2 protein-coding genes are annotated in these 2,898 nt (G+C 68.1%); both read left to right on the top strand.

Annotated elements, in window-relative coordinates; genetic code table 11:
- Positions 1–299 precede the first annotated feature (299 nt).
- A complete protein-coding gene (locus tag ACFWIC_RS36530; RefSeq protein WP_380521213.1) occupies positions 300–488 on the top strand; it encodes a hypothetical protein in 189 nt (62 codons plus the stop codon).
- A gap of 297 nt (positions 489–785) precedes the next feature.
- Positions 786–2,189: a hypothetical protein gene (locus ACFWIC_RS36525; protein WP_380521212.1), complete on the top strand. Its 1,404-nt coding sequence runs from the start codon at positions 786–788 to the stop codon at positions 2,187–2,189.
- Positions 2,190–2,898 lie beyond the last annotated feature (709 nt).

The raw sequence follows: 2,898 nt of genomic DNA, 5'->3' as shown, positions 1-2,898 counted from the left end.
AACCAACAGGCCCCCCCCCCGCCGTCCCCCCCGCCCTGCGGTCCCCCCCCCACCCCCCCGGGGGGGCCGCCTTGGGCCCCCCCCCCCCGGCCCCCCCCCCCCCGCCACTGCTCCGACGCATCTACACCGAGATCGGCGACGGGGGATTCGGCCCGGAAGGAGGCCTCGCCTCGCTGACACCGCGCCGCATCCCGTACTGGCACAGACCGGACTGGCCCTGCGCAACCTCCCTCCACACGCGAGGGCCAAAGTACGGGCGGCCGGCGTCATGGCTCTTCCTGACAGGCGGAGGCTGCAGCATGCAGTGGCACGTCTCGCTGATCGCGATCGACAACCCCGTCCTGCTCTGGGACGCCGACGGCTGGGAACCCGACTGGGGCGAAAACCCCCACGACGGCCTGTGCTACGCCGCACCGTCACTGCGCCAATGGCTGTGGACCTGGGCGGACGGAGATAACGTGTGGGACGAAGCACTCAAGCTCATTTAGGTGCTGCGACCACAAGCGCCTTGACGGTCTTCCCCACCAAGCACCGCACGTCCCAGCTGGACAGACGGGCCCATCCGGCGCCAACGCCCCCGCCTCGTCCCACCCTGCCGCTGCGCCCCACACCCGCTGCACCGCCCCTTTCCGGGAAGGCCAGAACGCCGCCCTCCGCGTACCCCCGCTGCGCCGACCTGCCCCGGCCGGCGCAACGGCGCTCCGGTGCAGCACCCCGGAGCCTGCCGGGACGGCGGCTGCGCCGCTTCTGGGACAGCTGTCCGAGCGGTCTGCCACACTCGGCCTGTGGCGGTGGATCCGACGAAGCTGCGAGAAGCGGTCAGCACTGTCGTGTGGGGGCTCCATTCCTGTACCCACCGGGAGCTGACCGAGCTGGGGCCCGAGCTCAGGCTACCGATACCCGCGGCAGACACAGGCTCGAAGAGCCAGCGCCTGGAAGCCTGCCTCAAGGCACTCCCGGACGACGGCGGCCTCCTCCAGGCCGCGCAGCGCCTCCTCGACTCCCCGCAGGTGTCCGTCCGCGGGAAGGAGCGGTTCGCCCTCGAGGACGCCGTTTGGGACGCCGGAACGGTCATCGAGATCCCGGGCCGGGTGCGGCGCGAGCTGGCCGCCCCGATCAACCTCGACGAGCTGCTCCACCGCCAGGACAGGTTCGAGCGCGCACTGGAACGGTTCTGGCACCTGGACGACGACCCGATGGCGCTGTGGACGGGATCGTCGACGACGAGCCTGCGGGCCCGGATCCACCAGCACGTGTTCCGCAACCGAGAGGACTGGTCGGCGGAGGAATTGTTCGAGCAGCTCGGGGTCTTCGAGGCCGGCTCCGCCAGGTTCACCCGCTTCCTCGAAGCCCTGGTCGACCCGGCAACCCTCCCAGACGCTGGCGCCCAAGGCCGCCTCGTCGAGACGGTCAACACGGCGCTGGCACCGACCGCAATCCGCCTCGAGCAGACCGGCGAGCGCGACGGCTACCCACACTTCCAGCTCCTGCGCACTGGCCCCGGCGCCGCCCGCCGGCCGAAGACCTTGATCTTCGCCACCACCGCCAAGCCCGACATCCGCTTCCTGAGCGTCGTCGACAACGATCTCGAAGTCCTGCAGGGGACAGACCAGGTCCTCGTCTACGACCGGCTCATCGGCCCGGACGGCATCCGCTGGTGCGACCTGCAGCAGTGGTGGCAGGAGAAAACCGGCACCGACGACACCGAGCAGGCCAAGAAGGACCTCTACAACCGCCTGCTGGCCTCCATGCCCAGCGAGGACGTCTCTCCCCAGCGCGACCTCTACCGGCTCTATCACCGCATCTACGGCGCCCGCGCCTCGACCCTGCCCGCCCTGCTCCCCGAGGTCTGGCTGCACTGGGACCACAAGACCGTCCAACAGCGCGGCGTCGAAGCCCTGCTGAACCACCGTATGGACTTCCTCATGCTCCTACCGGGCGGCCACCGCGCCGTCCTGGAAGTCGACGGCCGCCACCACTACGCGACCGCCAAGGCGTACGAGGACACTGTCCGCGGCGACCGCGACCTCAAGCTCCGCGGCTACGAGGTCTACCGATTCAGCTCCACCGAACTCAGCAACCGACACCACGCTGGCCCCCTCCTCGAACAGTTCTTCACCACCCTCTTCACCCACCACAACCTCACCATCCCGCCGGCGGAGCCCCACCACACGACCCCCAACACCTGACGCCCGAACCCGGCCGGAAACCTAGGCCAGGCGCACCCACTGGCTGGGCCCGCGTCTGCCCTCAACACCAAGCAACTGCCCACGAGTTCATCACGGCCCTGCTGCGCCCCGTTGCCGACAACCGGCCGCGGTGAAGAGCAGCCGTGTGCGATACAGAACCCGCCCGGTCGATCAATTCTGTATCGCCGACACCTTGCCTCAGTGGCATTACACATGAGGACCCGCAAGCCGTCGACATCCCGTTACATAACATCGGCCGACCAACTCTCATTCTCTAGTTGCCAAGTAGAGTGGTCTAAACCAAAGGGAAAGGTTTAGACCTGACTTCAACCTAACGGAGGGTCACGAAAACCTCTGCAGTGGAGGAAACGACATCTCCTGGCTGCCCCTCACAGACCGCTCGTTTCGCCGGAGGCGGAACGAGTCCGGCGGGCGCTGAGAACGCTAGAATGAGGCCGCACAGCAGCCACGGAACACCCGGCTGAAGCTGATCCCCATGAAACTAGCAGGTCAGAGCCAAGCTCTGAGCGAACCATCCGCCGAGGAACCTGGTTCGCATTACAGAGATTAGAATCGGGCCGGCGGTGACCGCCACCACCCACTGCATTGAGCCGTCCGACCCCACACCGCTCCAGCCAGCTGGCGTCGCGGAGCGACGCCGCAGCATTCCGTCACGGTAGTGACGGCGCGTCATGTCTCCGGAGGAGAG

The sequence above is a fragment of the Kitasatospora sp. NPDC127035 genome, from assembly GCF_042726075.1.
Classification (GTDB): Bacteria; Actinomycetota; Actinomycetes; order Streptomycetales; family Streptomycetaceae; genus Kitasatospora.
This window is presented reverse-complemented; position numbering and strand designations above follow the sequence as displayed.

What these genes read in the sequence shown, in the direction of transcription:
- ACFWIC_RS36530 (WP_380521213.1), top strand. Translation starts at nt 300, where the DNA reads ATGCAGTGGCACGTCTCGCTGATCGCGATCGACAACCCCGTCCTGCTC.